Annotated in this window: 14 protein-coding genes; 1 reads left to right on the top strand and 13 read right to left on the bottom strand. The window is 66.3% G+C overall.

Features of this window, described 5'->3' with window-relative positions; all coding sequences use genetic code 11:
* Positions 1–2: 2 nt before the first annotated feature.
* From EWM63_RS22735 to EWM63_RS22780, 10 genes are all read right to left on the bottom strand, one after another.
* On the bottom strand, positions 3–902 hold the full coding sequence (locus tag EWM63_RS22735) for a DNRLRE domain-containing protein (protein ID WP_130188568.1): 900 nt from the start codon (positions 900–902) through the stop codon (positions 3–5).
* Positions 899–1,372, bottom strand: a complete 474-nt coding sequence (locus EWM63_RS22740; protein WP_130188569.1) for a PilW family protein — start codon at positions 1,370–1,372, stop codon at positions 899–901. The genes EWM63_RS22735 and EWM63_RS22740 overlap by 4 nt, the downstream gene beginning before the upstream one ends.
* A complete protein-coding gene (locus tag EWM63_RS22745) occupies positions 1,369–1,812 on the bottom strand; it encodes a prepilin-type N-terminal cleavage/methylation domain-containing protein (RefSeq protein WP_130188570.1) in 444 nt (147 codons plus the stop codon). The genes EWM63_RS22740 and EWM63_RS22745 overlap by 4 nt, the downstream gene beginning before the upstream one ends.
* A gap of 18 nt (positions 1,813–1,830) precedes the next feature.
* Entirely contained in the window at positions 1,831–2,379 is a 549-nt protein-coding gene (locus EWM63_RS22750; protein WP_130188571.1) for a pilus assembly FimT family protein, read from the bottom strand.
* An 11-nt stretch (positions 2,380–2,390) separates the two neighbouring features.
* The gene (locus EWM63_RS32965) at positions 2,391–3,014 is read right to left on the bottom strand and encodes a prepilin-type N-terminal cleavage/methylation domain-containing protein (protein WP_130188572.1); all 624 of its coding nucleotides are present in this window, start codon (positions 3,012–3,014) and stop codon (positions 2,391–2,393) included.
* A 76-nt stretch (positions 3,015–3,090) separates the two neighbouring features.
* Entirely contained in the window at positions 3,091–4,197 is a 1,107-nt protein-coding gene (locus tag EWM63_RS22760) for a type II secretion system F family protein (protein WP_165390894.1), read from the bottom strand.
* Between the two features lie 22 nt (positions 4,198–4,219).
* On the bottom strand, positions 4,220–6,283 hold the full coding sequence (locus EWM63_RS22765) for an ATPase, T2SS/T4P/T4SS family (RefSeq protein WP_130188574.1): 2,064 nt from the start codon (positions 6,281–6,283) through the stop codon (positions 4,220–4,222).
* Positions 6,280–7,812 (bottom strand): HD domain-containing phosphohydrolase, encoded by a 1,533-nt coding sequence (locus EWM63_RS22770; RefSeq protein WP_130188575.1) that lies wholly within the window; start codon positions 7,810–7,812, stop codon positions 6,280–6,282. Before EWM63_RS22770 ends, EWM63_RS22765 begins: the two co-directional genes overlap by 4 nt.
* Positions 7,802–8,215 (bottom strand): response regulator transcription factor, encoded by a 414-nt coding sequence (locus EWM63_RS22775; RefSeq protein ID WP_130188576.1) that lies wholly within the window; start codon positions 8,213–8,215, stop codon positions 7,802–7,804. Before EWM63_RS22775 ends, EWM63_RS22770 begins: the two co-directional genes overlap by 11 nt.
* Positions 8,212–10,023, bottom strand: a complete 1,812-nt coding sequence (locus EWM63_RS22780) for a sensor histidine kinase (RefSeq protein WP_130188577.1) — start codon at positions 10,021–10,023, stop codon at positions 8,212–8,214. The genes EWM63_RS22775 and EWM63_RS22780 overlap by 4 nt, the downstream gene beginning before the upstream one ends.
* Before the next feature lie 303 nt (positions 10,024–10,326).
* Here EWM63_RS22780 and EWM63_RS22785 point away from each other — a divergent pair, with 303 nt between their 5' ends.
* A complete protein-coding gene (locus EWM63_RS22785; RefSeq protein ID WP_130188578.1) occupies positions 10,327–10,992 on the top strand; it encodes an SEN1982 family lipoprotein in 666 nt (221 codons plus the stop codon).
* Positions 10,993–11,064: 72 nt separating this feature from the next.
* On the opposite strand, the gene EWM63_RS22790 is transcribed toward EWM63_RS22785, so the two are convergent.
* The 3 genes from EWM63_RS22790 to EWM63_RS22800 form a co-directional block, all read right to left on the bottom strand.
* The gene (locus EWM63_RS22790; RefSeq protein ID WP_207221135.1) at positions 11,065–13,059 is read right to left on the bottom strand and encodes a GDSL-type esterase/lipase family protein; all 1,995 of its coding nucleotides are present in this window, start codon (positions 13,057–13,059) and stop codon (positions 11,065–11,067) included.
* Positions 13,060–13,142: 83 nt separating this feature from the next.
* Positions 13,143–14,519, bottom strand: coding sequence for a glycoside hydrolase family 88/105 protein (locus EWM63_RS22795; protein WP_130188580.1), 1,377 nt, complete (start codon positions 14,517–14,519; stop codon positions 13,143–13,145).
* A complete protein-coding gene (locus tag EWM63_RS22800) occupies positions 14,516–16,126 on the bottom strand; it encodes a glycoside hydrolase family 43 protein (protein ID WP_130188581.1) in 1,611 nt (536 codons plus the stop codon). The genes EWM63_RS22795 and EWM63_RS22800 overlap by 4 nt, the downstream gene beginning before the upstream one ends.
* Between the last annotated feature and the right edge of the window lie 7 nt (positions 16,127–16,133).

A 16,133-nucleotide genomic window follows, 5' to 3' on the forward strand; every position in this document is an offset into this window, starting at 1 on the left:
TGTCAGCAAGCCTTTGCGGTGACGACCCGCAGCACGGGGCGCTGCGCGGCGCCGGCATCGAAGCTGTAGAAATTGGCGGACTGCCCCGGATTGGCAAGGCGCAGCAGCATCCCATAGTTGGCCAGGCGACCCGCCACCCAGCCGTCGACAAGTGACGTGACGTCCCACGAATACCTGCTGGCGCCGGCAACCGTGGTCGCGGCGGCGGCGATATCGCCGAAGTCGCCACCCGTCCAGCCCACGCCGGGCCGCGCGATGCGCCAGGTTGCGTTGCTGTCCCAGCGCGTCGTCATGCGGTGGACGCCAACCGGGCGGGTAACGGCGCTCGAACCATTCTGCGTCAGTGTCAGTGTCGCGGCCACAACGCGCATGTCGGCCGAGATTTCGCTGATGGGCCAGTAAAGCAGTGCATAGGCGCGGTCCGAAACAAGTGACAGGGTGTCATTCGCACCGTCGGCCATGAGGCGCGACGCGTCGATCGTTATATCCAATGCCGCCGCGGTCAGGTCCCGCGTTTCCGTTTTCGTGAAATCGACGATGTCGACTTCCTTGCGCTCGATCGTGCGGATCGTGTCGCCGCCAATAGTGCCGGTCGCCACGATATTCAGACGCTTGGAGGAGGCCTTGGCGACAGTTGCCCGGATGGTGCCCAGCCCGAATGCGGTCAGTGGAACGTCTTCGCTCATGCAGCCCGCCGCCTGGTTGCCCCACCTTGCCGCTGCCACCGCCGCTTCGGCGAGATAGCCAGCGGCCCGGCTCTCATAGTCGCCCTGCACGGCGATCGCATCCATGCTTGCGGCGCGGTTGACGCCGAAGGCCAAGGCGGCCATCGTGGCAAGCAGCAGCGCCACGATTAGCAGCAAGGCGCCGGACTGGCGGTTGTGTCGCGGGCTTGCCCTCATGGCTGCTCTCCGTCGGGCGTGCGGGGTCCCACGCGAACGGTGCGCGTGCGCGTTACCGTGGTGCCCTCGGCGCTCAGTGTCAATGCGATGGCCAACAGCGGCCGACCATCTACCACCTCGGGCGCCGATAGCTCGAAAGCCGCGACGTTGGAGGCGATGACGCTGCTGATGCCCGCTTTCCTTTCCACCAAGTCGGTACCTGTCAGCGTGTAGGTCACGGGGGCCAGCCAGCTTGCCGGTGCCACGTCGGTAACGGCTTTCGCCTCGGGCGTATCGGCTGCCGTGCGTGCGATGCGGCCCAAGGCAAGGCGGGCATTCTCGTTGAGATCGAGCGCCGCGCGCGTGATGCGCGCGCTGTCCGCGCCAGTGCGCAGCAGGTCGGCCAGCGGCAGCACGAGGATCGCTGCGATGGCCAGTCCGGCCAGCAGTTCCACCAGCGTGAAGCCGGTCTGCGCCTGTCGTTCGCTCATCGCGCCACCAGCGTAGTCAGGGGAAACTGGTTGCCGGCGTTCGTGTCCGCCAGTCGCACACCCACGTAAAGCAGATTGTCGCCGGCGTTACGAGTGCCCAGCGTGATCGTACTGTCATTCCCATAGCGTGCGATGAACACGCTGACCGCCGGGCATGCGGTGGTGGCATCCGTGGAATAGCTGGACGCCGTCGTCAGCGTGCGCGCCGCCGCCAGCAGCCGGTGATAGGGTTCGGCCAGCACCGTTTCCATCCGCGCGCTCACGCAATCGAGGTCGCGGCCCGCCTGCGCCGTGTTGCCAGGGGCGGCAAGGGCGTCGCGCAAGGCGTTCGCGGCCGGCACGAGGCAGACGGACAGCAGCAGCAGGGCCACGACGGCTTCCACCAGCGTCATGCCGGCGGCTGCCCGCTGCATGGGGCTGGAAGGAAACGATACGGACATGTTTTTTGGAGACTGGGTTCAGGATGCTGTCACGCGGCCAGCCGCGTTGACCGCGACCGTGCGGGTGGCGTTGCCCGTGCCGAGCACGATCGTGCCGGATTGCAGCGGCTGCGCCCGCACGGTGGCGCTGCCGGTGCCGCGCACCGGATTGCCGGCGCCATCGAAGGCAACCGACATTGCGGTCCCGCCGGCGGCAAAGACAAAGCTGCACCGGGCGAGGGCGACATGACCGCCCGCCGGCGCGGCAGCCAGCGCTACCGCATACGGCTGCCGGTTGCCCGGATGGGGAACCATCTGTTCGGCCAGGCTTGCGCCATCGGCACCGAGGCCGAACACGCGCACCTGGTTCCGTTGCGGTTCGCAGGTGAACATCCGCCATTCGCCGGTGCGCAACGCTTCATCGCGGGCGAACCGCAATGCCAGCACGACTTCGCCGGCGGCGGCATCGGCACGCGATTCGTCGACCGGCTGGGCTGACGGAATCGCCACCATTGCGGCGATCGACAGCACCGCGCAGACGGCGAGCATCTCAGCCAGCGTGTAGCCGCGAGGTGCCGGCCTGCTCACAATGGCGATTATCAGTGTGCCGAGTATGCGCGGCCATTCGGGTCATTGGCGGAGTTGTTCACGATGAACTGGCCCGTACCGGCGTTGTAAGCCCAGCCAGTTCCATTGGCGGCAGGAGCGATTGCGTTGGCATTGTTGGTGAAGACGACCGCCGCCGATCCGCTGACCGGTTCCGCCGGAATGCCGCGCGTAAGGTAGGGGCCGAAGCGGTACTCCCCGCCAGCGAGACGGCAGGTCTGCCCGGCCGCGTTCGAGGCGAATTGCAACTGTTCCTGCATGGCCAGCAACGTTCCGGCTTCACCGGTGCCGCCATTGCCCGCTGCGCAATTCGCACCGCCGGTCGACGCATGGATGCCAGGGCGCACCATGCCGGTGTGCTGCAGGCGATATTGCTCGATCGACGTGCGGATGCTGGTCAGGTTGGTATCCAGTGCCGCCAGCTGGGCATCGACCGTGGAAGCCGAAAACTGCGGAATCGCAATCGCCGCCAGGATCGCCAGGATGATGACGACGATCAGCAGTTCGATGAGGGTAAAGCCGGCCGCCGCCGCGCGCTTGAAAGTCTTGGACATGGTGTGCTCTGTGATGGAAAAGTCATCTTGGATGACTTTATGAGTAGAAATACGTAATTCCATAGAGTAACACGAAGATATTGCCTTGCAGACTCAAACTTTCGATTGCTTACTCTATCTGTCGTGCATCCGAAACACTTCAACGCGCCGCGCTTGATAGTTTGAAAATAGGCAGGATCAATGAGCTCACGATGGTCCCCACCATCACGCCCATCACCAGCAGCATCACGGGTTCGGCCAGCTTCGACAGCCGCGCTAATTGGCGGGTCAGTTCGCGGTCATAGGAATCGGCGATGCGGCCCATCACGCGGCCGAGCGTGCCGGTGGCTTCGCCCGTGGCGATCATCTGGCGCACGGCGACGGGCACGAACGGGCTGTTGTTGAAACCACTGGCGATACCCTTGCCCTCGGTGACATCCGTTTCCAGGTCGAGGATGAAACGCTGCACGTCAGCGTTCGTCACCACCGCGCGGCAGGCTTCCAGCGTGGCCAGGATCGTCACGCCCCGTTCCAGCGAAATGCCCATCACGCGCAGCAGCCGGGTCATGTAGATCTTGGCAAAGATATCTTTCAGCAGCGGAGCGCGCAGTTTCAGGCTGTCGAGCTTTTCCCGCACGTCCGGCCGGCGGGCCAGCAGCCAGCCGCCGCCGCCCAGCAGCGCCACGGCCGCCGCGACGAGGGCGCCATGCTGTGTCAGCGTGTTGCTGACGGCGAGCAGCACGCGCGTGGTCCACGGCAGCTGGTCGTGGATCGATGCGAACAGCGCGGAAAACTTGGGGAACACGGAAACGAGGATGAACAGCACCACGGCGCCGGAAAACGCCATCAGGAACAATGGGTAGGAGAGGGCGGAGACCAGCGTGGCGCGCAGCCGTTCCTCATTCTCGTCCATCTCCACCAGCTGGGCCAGCACCTCGCCCATGAAGCCGCCGGCCTCGCTGGCCGCCACCAGGTTCACATAGGTGACCGGGAACAGCGGATGTTTCGCCAGCGCGGCGGAAAAGCGCTCGCCGGCCAGGATGTCGTCGGAAATCGTGCCGATCATTAGTCGCAGTTGCGGGTGGTCGGTCTGCTGGAGCAGCGACTGCAGCGCCGCGTGCAGCGGCACGCCCGTTTCCAGCAGCAGCGCCAGGCGTTCGGTGAACAGCACGCGCTCGCGCACGCCGGGCGCCCGCTCGCCGAGCGTGATGCGCAGCGTGGCCCTGGGCTGGCCGGTGGAAACGGGCGGGTCGAGTTCGATCGGCATCGGAATAATCAGTGCGCAGGCGTTACAGCGAATGCACCACGCGGGCGATTTCTTCCGGCGTGGTGTGGCCTTCGAACGCGCGCGCCATGCCGTCGGCATACAGGTCGTGATGCCCCGTGGCGTTCACATGCGCCGCCAACTGGTCCTTGCTGGCATTCGCCACGATCATGCGCTGCAAGTCATTCCCCACTTCCAGCAATTCATAGATGCCCATGCGGCCCTTGTAGCCGGAGTCGTAGCATGCCGGGCAGCCGCGCCCGCGCATCAGGCGCAGGTCGCCCTTGCCCCGGTAGCGGTAGGCGGCCGCCGCTTCCGGCGTGGCCAGGTAGCTGGTGCGGCACCCCTGGCACACGCGGCGCACGAGGCGCTGCGCCATCACGCCGATCAGTGCCGACGACAGCAGGTAGGGCTCCACGCCCATTTCCACCAGGCGCGACACGGCGCCCAGCGTGTCGTTCGTGTGCAGCGTCGTCAGCACCAGGTGGCCGGTCAGCGCGGCCTGCACCGCGATCTCGGCGGTCTGGCGGTCGCGGATCTCGCCGATCATGATGATGTCCGGGTCCTGGCGCAGCACGTGCTTGAGGATCTTCGGGAACGTCAGCCCGATCGCATCGTTGACCTGGTTCTGGTTGATGATGTCGAGCTGGTACTCGACCGGGTCCTCGATCGTGACGATGTTCTTTTCGATGCTCTTGAGATGGCTGATCGCCGCATACAGGCTGGTCGTCTTGCCGCTGCCGGTCGGCCCCGTCACGAGGATCAGCCCGTGGCTGCGGCCCAGCAGGCGCTTGAACGCCGTGACTGCGCCATCGTTCATGCCCAGCTTGTCCACGTCGAGGATCGACTGGTTCTTGTCGAGCACGCGCAGCACGACTTTTTCGCCGTAGATGCCCGGCAGCGACGAGAAGCGCAGGTCGACGGTGCGGCCCTGCGTGGCCACCTGGATGCGGCCATCCTGGGGCAGCCGGCGCTCGGCGATGTCGAGATTGGCCATCACCTTCAGGCGCGAGACGATGGCCGGATGCTGGTCCACCTTCGGCGCCATCACTTCATACAGGATGCCATCGATGCGCAGGCGGATGCGCGCGCGGTTGCGCGAGATCTCGATGTGGATGTCGCTGGCGCTGTCGCGGATCGCGCGCTGGATCACGGCGTTGACCATGTTGATGATGGGGCTGGCGCCGGCCATCTCGTCGATCTGCGTGTAGTCGTCGGGGATCGTCGATTCGATCAGTTCGAGGTCGCTGGCCTCCGTGTGCACGAACTCGGGCAGCGTGCCGCCATATGCTTCGTCGGCCACGCGGCGGATGTCGGCCGGTGGCGCGATCGCGATGCGGATGCGGCAGCCGGTGCGGGTGCGCAGCTCGTCGATGTGGTGGATGGCCTGCGGGTCGGCGCTGGCCACCGTCAGCGTATCACGCACCTGGAACAGCGGCAGCACGTTCAGGCGGCGCGCGGCATCGCGGTCCAGCAGCGCCAGCGCCGCCGGGTCGTACAGGCCGGCGCGCAGGTTCACGTAGGGCAGGTTCAGCTGGTCGGCCAGCGCGGCATACAGCGCCGCCTCGCTGATCCACTTGCGCTCCACCATGATCAGGCCCATGCGCTTGCCGGTCTGCTCCTGCAGGCGCGCCGCCTCGGTCACCTGCTCGGGCGTGGCGGCGCCCCGTTCGACGAGGATGTCGCCCAGCTTGCTGCCCGGTTCGCGCGCCCGCCGGGGCGCCACCGTGCGGGCGTCGAACGGCGGCAGCTGCTCGTGCAGCCCGGTGGCGGCGAGGATTTCCTGCAGCAGCGGGTTCGGGTAGGCCAGCTTCAGCCAGCCGCCCAGCGCCGCCAGCCGTTCGGCCATGTCGGCCATCATGCCCAGCGCGCGGCCGGACAGCAGCGGCACCTTGCCCAGGTCGACCACGATCGACACCTGGTGCTGGCCGATACACTCGTTCAGCGCCGCCTGCAGCGCGCGCACGGCCTCCTCGGCCACGAGCGCCGTCACCGGTGCGAGATACGTCATCGCACCGATGCGGCTGCGGGTGATCGTGTCTCCGCCGGTCAGCGCGCTGGTCAGCCCGCCGGTGACCCCGCTATTCATGCGGCCGTGGTCTCCGGCAGCGTGTCGCGCGAGATGCCGAATGCGGCGATCCAGTCCGGCTCGGCGAGGCACAGTCCGGCGAAGGCGTCGACGACGGCCGGGTCGAGCTGCGTGCCGGCCACGCGCGCGATCTCCGCCATCGCCACCTCGTGGCTGCGGCCGGCGCGATAGGCGCGCGAGCTGGTGATCGAGTCATACGTATCGGCCACGGCGATGATGCGCGCGTTGTACGGGATATCGTGGCCTTCCAGGCCATGCGGGTAGCCCGTGCCGTCGTACTTTTCCTGGTGGTGCCGCGCGCCCGGCACGGCCCCCTTCAGCCGGTCGATGTGACGCAGGATCTCGTAGCTGCGCTCCGGGTGCACCATGATGAAGGTGAACTCGTCGCGCGTGAGGCGCCCCGGCTTGCACAGCACCGCGTCGGGAATGCCGATCTTGCCCACGTCGTGCAGCAGCGAACCCCAGAACAGGTTGTCCAGTTCGCGCGGCGGCAGGCGCAGCGCGCGGCCGATCTCCATCGAGATGTGGTGCACGCGCTCGGAGTGGCCGCGGGTGTACGGGTCCTTGGCTTCCACCGCCTCGATCAGCGCGGCTGCCATCTGCTGGTTGAACTTGCTCGTTTCAGCCAGCATGCTGTGCATGCGCGACAGGCTCGACAGATGGTTGGCAAGCACCTCGCCCAGCTTGCGGTCGCTGTTCGTGAAATCCGGCTTTTCGGCGTGGTTCAGCAGCACGAGGATCGCCACCACGGATTTATCCTGGAACACGGGGCAGCACAGGATCTTGAACGGCATGTCGGTGAAGATGTAGGCGCGGCGCGGGTCGTTCGCATCGTTCATCACGATGGGCTGGCGCGACGAGTGCGCGAAGCGGTACAGGTCGCCGCGCATTTCCACGAGTACCAGGTCGAGGTTGTGGATCGGCGCGGACAGGTTGGTGGCCGACACACACAGGTTGTCGCCCGGCTTGATGAACGCGGCAACGTCGGCGTTCATGTGTTCTGCCCAGCTTTCCAGCAGGTTGCCGAACATGTCTTCGCCGCTCGTCATGTCCTGCACCTGGCGGTCGATCGCGTAGACGAGGTGCAGTTCCTCGTAGCGGTCCGACAGTTCGTCGGCCATCGCGTTCAATTCGCCGTGCGTCACGTAATCGTCGCCGATCGACGCGGCGATATCTTCCAGCGCCTCGGCCAGCGCATCCCATTCGAATGGCGCGTCGGCCGCGCCATCGACACGGGCCACGCGCACCGCCAGCCAGCCGAGCCGCCGGCCCTTCGACATGACCGGCTGGTACAGCAGGGTCGCGTCAGGCGCGTCGTGCCGCTGCATGCCTTCGCCATCGGTCTGCCATACGAAGCCCTCGGGGTTCAGGTGCAGCAGCCATTGCTCCAGGTCGGTGTGCCCCGGCGCCGTCCAGCATGGCACGCCGGCGGCATCGCACACGGCCAGCGCCTGGTCGGCGCCGGTGATGCGCTGCAGCCAGCGGGCGTGGCGGGAATGATCGAGACTGGACAGGAAACTACGGGGCATGGCTGGACTCCGGCAAATTGCTCGCTGCCGCCAGGGCAGCGAAGTGGCGCCCCAGCCGCGCCACCAGCTGGCGCGGACTGAGGGGTTTTTCTAGGAATTCGGTGTTGGCGACGGCGCGCGCCCAGGCGCGTTCGTCGAGCGCCGTCATCGACGTCATCACGAGGATCAGGAACGGGTGGTCCGGGTAGGTGCTGCGCGCCAGCGGGCACAGGGTGCGGCCGTCCATGCCATCCATCTGGATATCGCTGATCAGCACATCGGGCAGGCGCTGCGCCATGGCCGCGAGCGCGGCGTGGCCGTCGCCGGCCGTGGCCACGCTGTAGCCTTCACGTTCGAGCGCGAGCCGCAACACGCGCAGCACGTGCGGCTCGTCGTCCACCAGGAGAATGTGATGTTGGGTCATAGGACTGCCGCGCCGGCCGGGACAGGCGCGCTTTTCAGGTGAATGGAGAACGTGCTGCCGACACCGGGTTCGCTGTCGACGGCGATGCGGCCATGGTGCAGTTCGACGATCTGCGCGGTCAGGTACAGGCCCAGGCCATGGCCGCCACGGGCCACCGGCGCGCCGCTTTCGCTGACGCGGTAGAACTTTTCAAAGATGCGGTCGCGGTCCGGCGCGGCGATGCCGATGCCGGTATCGCGCACGCTGATGACGATCTCGTGGCCATCGTTGCGCGCGGCCAGCGTGACGCTGCCGCCCGGGCGGTTGTACTTGATCGCGTTCGTCAGCAGGTTGTTCAGCGCAATGCGGAACAGGTCCTTGTCGATGGTGACGGCATCGAGGTCGCGCGGCAGGTCGAGGGCCACGTGCAGGCCCTTGCCCTCGGCGCGCGGGATGGCCTGGTCATAGGCGTCGCGCAGCATGTCGTCCAGGCGCACGCGGTTGCGCTCGGGGCTCATGCTGCCCGCATCGAGCTTGCTTACGTTGAGCAGGTTGCCGACCAGCGCGTTCATCCGCTCGATCTCGTCCTGGATCACGTTCAGCGATTCCACGCGCAGGCTTTCCTCGTCGGCATCGGCCAGCATCTCGGCATACATGCCGATCACGTTCAGCGGCGACTTCAACTCGTGCGACACGTGGGCCACGAAGTCGTTGCCGGCCTGGCGTGCCAGTTGTTCACGCGTGACGTCGCGCAGCACGACGAGCGTGCCGAACGACATCGCGCCATGTCCGCCACTGAGCGGCTGCGCGGTGGCGCACAGCTGGCGGCCTTCCACGTTCGCCGGCGCGAACTCCACGCTCTGCGGGCGGGCCCCATCGCGGGCGGCACCGCTGTAGCGGGCCAGCAGCGTGCGCAGCGCCGTGTCGCGGCACCAGTCGTCGACCGGCTTGCCCAGCAGCGCATCGGCGGGAATGCCGAGCAGCGGTTCGACCTTGCCGGAGACGAAGGTCACGTCGCCGCCCGGATCGAGCATCAGCAGGCCGTCCGGCAGCGAGTGCAGCGCGGCGTTCAGTTTCTTGCTGCCGTATTGCAGCAGGCGGTTGTCGGCGGTCGATGTGCGCGCGCCCAGTTCCAGCCGGGCGACGCGCTCGCCGGCCTGCGCGAGATAGCCCTGCATGCCAGAGACCAGTTCGCGCATGTCGTCCACCCGGCTTGACGGCTGATCCGGCGCGGCGAGCTGGCGCAGCTGGTCGTGCAGGCCGGCCAGCGGCGCCATCTCGCGCTTGATCACCAGGTAGATCACCGGCACCACGAGGAACATCATCAGGGCCAGCAGCGCCAGGAACGACACGTCGCGCGCCAGGACCGCGAAACGCGGCTGCTGGAAACCCACGCGCACGAAGGCGGTGCCGCGGCTGCGGTCGGTCATCGGGCCATAGAATTCGCGCAGCACGGGGCCGGCCGCGGAAGGGGGCAGTTCCCGCTCGCCGAAGCCGCTGGCCGCATCCGGCGGCAGCGCCACGCGCGGCGTCATCGTGCCGCGGCTGGCCACTTCGGCCAACGTGCGGCCATTCGCGTCCGTGATCGCGGCATAGGCGAAATTGCCATCGTCATGGTAGGCCAGCAGGGCATTGAGCAGGCCGGCCGTCTTGCCGTCATCGAGCTGCGCGACGGGAATGCCGCTCAGCGACTTCGCCAGCCCCACGCCTTTCACGCGCACCTGCGCCGCCTGGCTGTCCTGCTGGCGCATGACGAGCAGCGTGACCACGAGCGTGATCGCCGCGAGCGCGCAGGCGATCAGGATGATGCCAATACGGTTGAGCTTCATGTCGGGAGATATGGGAATGGAGTACGGGCGGAATTAACGCCATGCAACTATAGAATGAAAGTTGCATTGAGGCAAATCAAATCATCGGGATGGTGCACGGATACAACGGCCGGAAGGATTGCATGGTCAACCGGACAAGCTTTTACCTTCGTTGTGACAGTGTGCGAGTTTTCAAGCCTTGCCCGACTGCTATCCTTGCCGTTTTTGCAAGCCGCGCTATGCCTGCCTGGCGCCGGGCGTCATCGACTGCCGCAATGCGCCGGATGACAGCATATTGAATTGACCATCACCGAAAGGAGTCTCATGCAGCACCACCTTCTTATCCTCGCCGTCGTTGCCACCACCACGCTGACCGCTTGCGGCAGCAAAACCGATGCAAATGAAAAGAACTTCGGCGCGGCCCTGACCCAGTATTTCGACAAGAAGGGCGAATTGTGTCTCGATACGCGAAAATGGCCAGTGGACATATCGGAGTCGGACCTGCGCTTCCAGAAGGACATGCTGCACAGCAATCTCAACCGCATGGCGGCGCTGGAAGCTGCGGGGCTGGTCAAGAGCCAGGACATCGAAGTGGAGGGAAAGAGCTGGGATGGCAAGCCGAATGGACGCATGTTCAAGATGAAGCGCTACGAACTTGCCGATGCGGCAAAGCCATACATGAAGGAACGCGACGTCAAATCCATTGGACTCAACGGCAGCACCACCGTCAAGCAGGTCGACCTTTGCTGGGGCAAGAAAGCGCTCGACAAGATCGTGAAATGGGAAGGACCGATGAGCTTCGGCGAATACAAGGAGGCGAACGTTGTCTACACCTACAAGATCGACGATGCCGCCGCCTGGACAAGGACACCCGCCGTGCAGGCGGCTTTCCCGGCTGTCAAGATGCTGCTCGATGGCGCAGGCAGCAAGGAGAGCAAACACGGCGTGAAGCTGACCAGCGAGGGCTGGGAATCGCGGGGCCTGGACTGATCGCGCAGCGCATCTCCAACGCATCCATAACAGTCGCCAGCCCGGCACCGCGCCTCCTGGAACGCGGGCGATTCAGTGCCGGTCGTTCTCTCCCTTCGGCGGCTGCGCCAGCACCCACATGAAGTACAGCGCCTTCGCCGCCTTCGCCCGGGTGACGACGGCTTTCGGTTCCAGCAGCCGCCCGTTGGCCATGCGCCCGCGCGCGATGCCGGCTTCGGAGCGGATCAGGCCCAGTTCATAGGCGTCGCGCAGCTTGGCGACGTACGCCGGCAACACCGCCGCCGTATCCTCCAGCTGCGCCCAGCGCACGAGCGGGTAGTACATCGCCCCCTGCGCACCGCTGTCCAGGTTCGGGTCGTAGCCGGGGCTGCCGGGCAGGATGGTCTTGCCGTTGTAGTCGGTCATGTACGCCGGCTTCGCCGTGAACTTCGCATGGTAGGCGTCGTGCAGGATGGCGCCCATCGTTTCGCGCGTGAGCGGGCCGTCGGTGTAGCGTGGCCGCGCCGCGTCGGGCAAGGCCATCACCTTCTTCAATGCCGCGACGAATTCTCCCGCCGCCATCGGCGATTGCGGGCTGAAATTGCCTTGCGCATCCTTGCGCAGCGCACCCAGTTGCAGCAGCTTTTCAATCTGGTTGCGGTAGTAGGCGCCGTCGCCACCGGCGATATCGTTCGCGATCTCCGGGTAGATCGCGGACCAGTCGTTCGCCGCCACCGCCGCGCGCACGTCGCCGTCCAGTTGCGCCACGATGCCGGCTGCCACCTTGTCGCCGGCCGCGGCCAGCCGCGCGAGCTCCGTCACCACCAGCCGCGCGTACTGCTTCGACAGGGCTTCCTTGTAGTGCGTGCCGTCGATCTTGTTGGCCGGGTGGCCATTGGCGTAGCTGCCATCGTTGGTCTTGCCCGGCGTTTCGCCGGCCTCGATCGACATCACCATCGCCGTGATGGCATCCACGCCGGCGGCGTTGTAGTACGCCACGCTGCGCGCGTTCAGGTCCACCACGGTCACGCCCAGTTCGGCACCGAGCTTCTTCATCAAGTCGGGGAAACGGCGCTTGCTGAACGAATTCACGTACGGCTCGCCCGCCTTCTGGGTGCCGTTCACCCGCGACATCGGCGTGACGAACACCGGCACCATGCCGCGCGCGCGGATCGCCGGCAGGTACACCGAGCGGATCATTTCCTCGTACATCGCCTCGGTGGCACCTCGGCCGTAGCGTTTCGCCTCGTCGGTACTTTCATCGTTGTGGCCGAACTGGATCATGACCACGTCGCCCACGCGGCCCGCCATCAGCAGGTCGTTCAGCCGCCCTTCGGCATATGCGTTGCGGAACGAGCGGCCGCCCATCGAGTAATTGAGCACCTTCACTTTCGCCGGATCGAACAGGCTGTCGAACACCTGGCCCCAGCCGCTCATCGGCGCCTCGTCGAACGTGTAGGTCTTCACGGTGGAGTCGCCCAGCGTGAACAGCGCCGGGCGCTCCCCGGCGGCGCGCTGCTGGGGAGCGATCGGCGCGAGCACGATCTCCGCCACGCCGACCGGCACGCCCGCTTTTTTCGGCTCGATCTCGATGTCGATGAAGTCGCGCCCGTTCACGTAGCGGTAGGACCAGTCGCGCCCTTGCGCCGTCACGCGGGTCCCGTTCGGCATCAGGCTGGCCGCATCCCAGAATCCGGGGGAAACCAGCCGGCTGGTCTGCATGCCGGTGATCGACACGGTCGTGTCGGCGGCGTCTGACGTGGTGCGTACCTTCACTGCATACGCGCCCGCCGGCGCCTTGATGCGGAACGCCATGCCGAAATTGTTGTAATGGTCGGTGGCGGCGTTGGCATCGATGACCGCTTCGGTGATCGTGCAGCCGTCGCTGCCGCAGCGGATGCCTTCCGTATGCACGGGGCGCACGGGCAGGGCGGCCGTCTGGTTGACGAAGCCATGGCCAGCGGCGGCGTCATACAGGGGCGCGTGGCCGTTCCACTTGACCGCCACCGCGCCCGGCGCAGGGCGGCCGGTGAAGTCGAAGCGCAGTTCGCCCGGCTGCGCCGCGGCCGCCACGGCTGGCACAGCCATGCACGCGGCGAGCATGAATGAAACGCCGCACCGGCGCCGATGATTTTGCATGAACATCCGGATTTCTCCCGTTTTTCTCACGCTTAGGGCTGTGCCTTCCTCGGCCCGTAGTGATACGTCTTCACCTTGTCGGTAATGACCACGTCCGGGTTGTTCAGCAGCTTGATCATCTCGAACCCGGCCAGCAGCACGGGCCCGTAGCCGGCCATCGCATTGATGCTGGTGGGCCGGTTGTAGTAGTACACGTGGTCGCTGGCGAACGTGGTGGCCGTCACCCCGTCCACCACGCTGCCGTCCGGCTTGATGCGCGCCGAGATGCCGGCCCATCCCGCCTGGGCGATGGAGCCATAGGTGGTGGGGCTGATCCAGCCCTGGTTGATCGCATGCGCCAGCGCGTAGACGAACATCGCCGTGCCCGAAGTCTCCAGGTAGGAGTCGTGCCGGTCCAGCATCTGGTGCCACATGCCTTCGCCGGACTGCTGCTTGGCGATGCCGCGCAGCGCGCGCCGGTGCTGCGCCAGCACCTTTTCGTAGCCGGGGTGGCTCTTCGGCAGCACGTCGAGCAGGTCGGACATGGCCAGCACCGCCCAGCCGTTGGCGCGGCCCCAGTAGAACTCGGGCGCATCGGGATTGTTCTGGTTCCAGCCATGCGTGTACAGGCCGATCTGCTTGTCGAACAGGTATTTCGAGATGCCGAGAACGTTCTTCACGGCGTCATCGTAGTAGCGCTTTTCTCCCGTCATGCGGCCCATCTCGGCCAGCGCGGGAATGCTCATGTACATGTCGTCCGCCCACACGGACCACGCCTGTGGGCGGTTGCGTGCCAGCGTGCCATCCTTCAGCCGCACCTGCTTGTTGTGCACCCAGTCTGCAAGGGTGGCGATGACGGGCGACATGTCCGGCCCGATCTTTTCCAGCCGCGCGCGCACCAGCGCCGCGCACATCGAGCCCGAATCGTCGAGCGCATGGGGTTTTACCCAGCGCGCAAAGCTGTTCGCGCGGCCCAGCTTGAACTGCTTTTCCTGTTCCGTGAAATAGCCAAGGCGCTGGTAGAAGAAGTCGAGGTGGCGTTCCGTCATCGCCGTCCACTTCGGATCGCCCGTCACGCGGCGGCCCAGCATCAGGCCCGCGTGCATCACGCCCATCTCGTAGTTCATGATGCCGAAATCGTTCGGCGACGGTTCCACGACCGCGCCGGTGACCGGCGCGCTGAAATCGGTGACCGGCTGGCCCGTGGCCTTGTCGACGATGCGGCTCGGCGTGGCGCGGTCGATGAAGCCGCGCACGACATCGAGCTGCGCGGTGATCTCGGCCACCACGGGCAGCTTGTACGGCACCGGGTAGGTGCCTTCCAGCGGATCGTTGAGGTTCTTGTTGTCCGGATTGCGGTACGGGCCCGCGGCGTGCGCGGTCGTTGCCGCCAGCGCGGCCAGCAGGATGCACAGCGTCAGCTTCTTCATTTGCTCACCCGGAAGTAGTCGGCATCGAGCCAGGCGCCGGAAGGCGCCAGCGCATCGCTGGCGCTGTAGAAGCCCATTTGCGCGCCCACCCAGTGGCCCTTCGTGGCGGCGAAGGGCGCCCCCGCGTCGACGAACCGCTTGCCATCCACGCTGTACTGGAACCGGGCATTGGCGCCTTCGGCGATCGTCATGCGCAGCGTCAGCGCGGCCGGCGCTTTCGGCAGCAAAACGGTGGCGCTTTCCGTGCAGCGCGGCTTGAACGGCGTGCACGTGGTGTACACGAGTTGCAGGTCCTTCCCGCGCTGGTGCAGGCCCAGCGCCGCGTAGCTCTGGCCATTCAGGATCAGCCCCGCGCGGTCGCCATCCTTCGCGCCGCGCAGTTCGATACGCGTCTCGGCGGTGAACGTCGTGGCGGGCAATTTCTGGGTGAGGATGTTCGGCGCGGCGCGCACGAATTCCTTCGATGCCGGCACCGCCTGCACGGGCAGGCGCAGGTGGCCGGAACGGGCGGCCAGCGAATACCAGCCATCGCGTGGGTTGGCGTTCCACTGCCACTGCAGGCCCAGCGCCTTGCCGTCGAATTCGTCGGTGGTGGTCGGAACGGAGACAGGCTGGCCCGCCACCGGCTTGTCGTACGTGGCGACCGGGTTGCCCACGCCGGGCTTCGGCCCCTGCTTGCCGATGACCGGCCAGCCGTCCTGCCACGCCATCGGCTGCAGATGCACCACGCGGCCGTAGGCCTTGCGATCCTGAAAGTGCAGGAACCAGTCCTTGCCATCCTGGGCGCGCACCCAGGCGCCCTGGTGCGGGCCGTTGACGGGCGTGTCGCCCTGTTCCATCACGATGCGGTCTTCATAAGGCCCGTCGATGGTGCGCGCACGGAAGACGGACTGCCAACCGTGCTCCACACCGCCGGCGGGCGCAAACACGTAGTAATAGCCTTCGTGCTTGTAGAACTTCGGGCCCTCCAGCGTGCGGTAACCCGGCAGCTTGTCGCCGTCGACGATGACCTTGCCTTCGCTGTCGAGCAGGCGGCTGCCGTCCGGCGCCATGCTGCGCAAGGTCAGCCGGTTGTTGATGCCCGCGCGGCTCTTCGCCCACGCATGCACCAGCCAGGCCTTGCCATCGTCGTCCCACAGTGGCGACGGATCGATGATGCCCTTGCCCGGCAACAGCAGGTGCGGTTCGCTCCACGGGCCCTTGAAATCCGTGGCCGTCGTCACGTACACGCCATGGTCCGGATCGGGATAGAAGATCCAGAACTTGCCGTCGTGGTGGCGCAGGCAGGGCGCCCACACGCCACCACCGTGGCGCGGCGTCGAGAAGTGCGCGACCGGCACCTGTTTCGGCAGGGCGTGGCCCACCAGCTGCCAGTTCACCATGTCCTTCGATTGCAGCAGCGGCAGGCCCGGCGCGCTGTTGAAGCTCGACGACGTCATGTAGAACGTGTCGCCGACGCGCACCGCATCCGGGTCCGAATAGTCGGCATCGAGCACCGGGTTCTGGTACTTGCCGTTGCCGAGATCCGGTACCCACGCCTCGGCGGCATGGCCGGAGAGGGCAAGGAGAAGGAAAGGAACGGCGCGCAGCGTGGTGGTCATCTTCATGGCATGC

This window comes from Pseudoduganella lutea (assembly GCF_004209755.1).
Lineage (GTDB): Bacteria > Pseudomonadota > Gammaproteobacteria > Burkholderiales > Burkholderiaceae_D > Rugamonas > Rugamonas lutea.